1 protein-coding gene is annotated in these 2,587 nt (G+C 77.6%); it reads left to right on the top strand.

Features of this window, described 5'->3' with window-relative positions; genetic code table 11:
- A partial coding sequence (locus tag B0E53_RS35340; protein WP_146167933.1) for an SDR family NAD(P)-dependent oxidoreductase occupies positions 1-2,587 on the top strand: 2,587 nt, incomplete at both ends.

The raw sequence follows: 2,587 nt of genomic DNA, 5'->3' as shown, positions 1-2,587 counted from the left end.
CCCGCCGGACGCCACCGGCTGGCGGCCCGCCGGCACCGTCCTGGTCACCGGCGGCCTCGGCTCGCTCGGCGCGCACGTGGCCCGGTGGCTGGCCCGCGACGGTGCCGCCCACCTGGTGCTGACCAGCCGGCAGGGCCCGTCCGCGCCCGGTGCGACGGAGCTGACGGCGGAGCTGACCGCCCTCGGCGCGATGGTCACCGTGGCGGCCTGCGACGTGGCCGACCGCGAATCGCTGCGCTCCCTGGTCGACGGGCTCGCCGGGCAGGGCGTCCGGATCGACGCGGTCGTCCACGCCGCCGGGGTCGCCCACGCCGGCCCGCTCGCCGAGACCGACCTGGCCGGGCTCGCCGACGGCCTGCACGCCAAGGTGGCCGGCGCGGTCAACCTCGACGCGACCTTCGGCGGCGACGTGGCCGCCTTCGTGCTCTTCTCCTCCGGTGCGGGGGTCTGGGGCGGCGGCCTCCAGGGCGGCTACGCCGCCGGCAACGCCTTCCTCGACGCCCTCGCCGAGGACCGGCGCCGGCGTGGTCTCGCCGCCACCGCCGTGGCCTGGGGCGCCTGGGACGGCGGCGGCATGATGGAGACCGAGGGCGCCGCCGACCAGATGTTCCGCTCCGGCGTGCGGCCGATGCGCCCCGAGCTGGCCGTCGCCGTGCTCGCCCAGGCCCTCGCCCACGACGAGGTCACCCTCGCCGTGGCCGACATCGCCTGGGACCGGTTCCACCAGACCTACGCGCTGACCCGCCCCCGGCCGCTCATCGAGGACATCCCCGAGGTCGCCCGTCTCCTCGCCACCACGCGAGCCGGCGACGACGAGCCGGCCGAGGCGTCCCCGCTGCGCGGCCGGCTCGCCGGCCTGGCCGGGCCGGAACGCCGCCGCGCCCTGCTGGAGCTGGTCCGGGTGCACGCCGCGGCCGTGCTCGGACACGCCTCCGCCGAGGCGGTCGGCGCGGACCGACCGTTCCGCGACATCGGGTTCGACTCGCTCAGCGCCGTGGAGATGCGCAACCGGCTCGGCGAGGCCGTCGGGCTGCGGCTGCCCGCGACGCTGGTCTTCGACCGGCCCACTCCGGCACTGCTCGCCGGCTGGCTGGCCGACCGCATCCTCGGCGTCACCGAGCAGGCGCCGGTGCCCACCCGGGCCGTCGCCGCCCTGGACGAGCCGATCGCCATCGTCGCCATGAGCTGCCGCTACCCGGGCGGGGTGGCCAGCCCGGAGGAACTGTGGCGGCTGGTCGCCGAGGGCCGGGACGCCATCGGCCCGTTCCCCGCCGACCGGGGCTGGGACCTCGACGCCATCTACCACCCCGACCCCGACGCCCCCGGCACCTCGTACGCCCGGGAGGGCGGCTTCGTGCCGGACGTCGGCGGGTTCGACGCCGGGCTGTTCGGCATCTCGCCCCGCGAGGCGCTCGTGATGGACCCGCAGCAGCGGCTGCTGCTGGAGACGGGGTGGGAGCTGTTCGAACGGGCCGGCATCGCCCCCGCCGACATGCGGGAGACCAGCACCGGCGTCTTCGTCGGCACCAACGGGCAGGACTACGCCACCCTGCTGATGGCCGCCCGCGCCGAGACCGAGGGCTACCAGGCCACCGGGAACGCCGCGGCCGTGGTCTCCGGCCGGCTCTCGTACACCTTCGGGCTCCAGGGGCCCGCGGTCACCGTGGACACGGCCTGCTCCTCGTCGCTGGTCGCGCTGCACCTCGCCGCGCAGGCGCTACGGGCCGGGGAGTGCGACCTGGCGGTCGCGGGCGGCGTGACCGTGATGGCCACTCCCGGGCCGTTCCTGGAGTTCGCCCGGCAGCGTGGGCTCGCCGCCGACGGGCGGTGCAAGTCGTTCGCCGGGGCCGCCGACGGCACCGGCTGGGGCGAGGGCGCGGGCCTGGTGCTCCTGCAGCGCCTCTCCGATGCCCGGCGGGACGGCCGGCGGGTCCTCGCCGTGATCCGCGGCTCGGCGACCAACCAGGACGGCGCGTCCAACGGCCTCACCGCCCCGAACGGCCCGGCCCAGCAGCGGGTCATCCGGCAGGCGCTGGCCAACGCCGGGCTCACCCCGGCCGACGTGGACGTCGTCGACGGGCACGGCACCGGCACCCGCCTCGGCGACCCGATCGAGGCGCAGGCCCTGCTCGCCACGTACGGGCAGGACCGCCCCGCCGACCGGCCGCTCTGGCTCGGCTCGGTCAAGTCCAACATCGGCCACACCCAGGCCGCGGCCGGCGTGTCCGGCGTGATCAAGATGGTGCTGGCGCTCCAGCACGACCTGCTCCCGCCCACCCTGCACGTCGACGAGCCCACCCCGCACGTCGACTGGTCCGACGGCGGCGTCGCGCTGCTCACCGAGGCCCGGCCGTGGCCCGAGCTGGACCGGCCGCGCCGGGCGGCGGTGTCGGCGTTCGGCGTGAGCGGCACCAACGCCCACGTCGTCCTCGAAGCGGCCCCGCCCACCGAGGACGCCGCGCCGGAACGCGACCCCGTACCGGATCGCGACGCCGTACCGCGGCCGGCGCCGCCGCTGCTGCCCTGGGCGGTGTCCGGCGCCGACGAGGAGGGGCTGCGCGCCCAGGCGGCCCGGCTCGCCGACTGG

Source organism: Micromonospora sp. MH33, from assembly GCF_003013775.1.
GTDB lineage: Bacteria > Actinomycetota > Actinomycetes > Mycobacteriales > Micromonosporaceae > Micromonospora > Micromonospora fulviviridis.
Note: the sequence above shows the minus strand (reverse complement) of the source record. Positions and strands in the feature narration are given on the sequence as shown.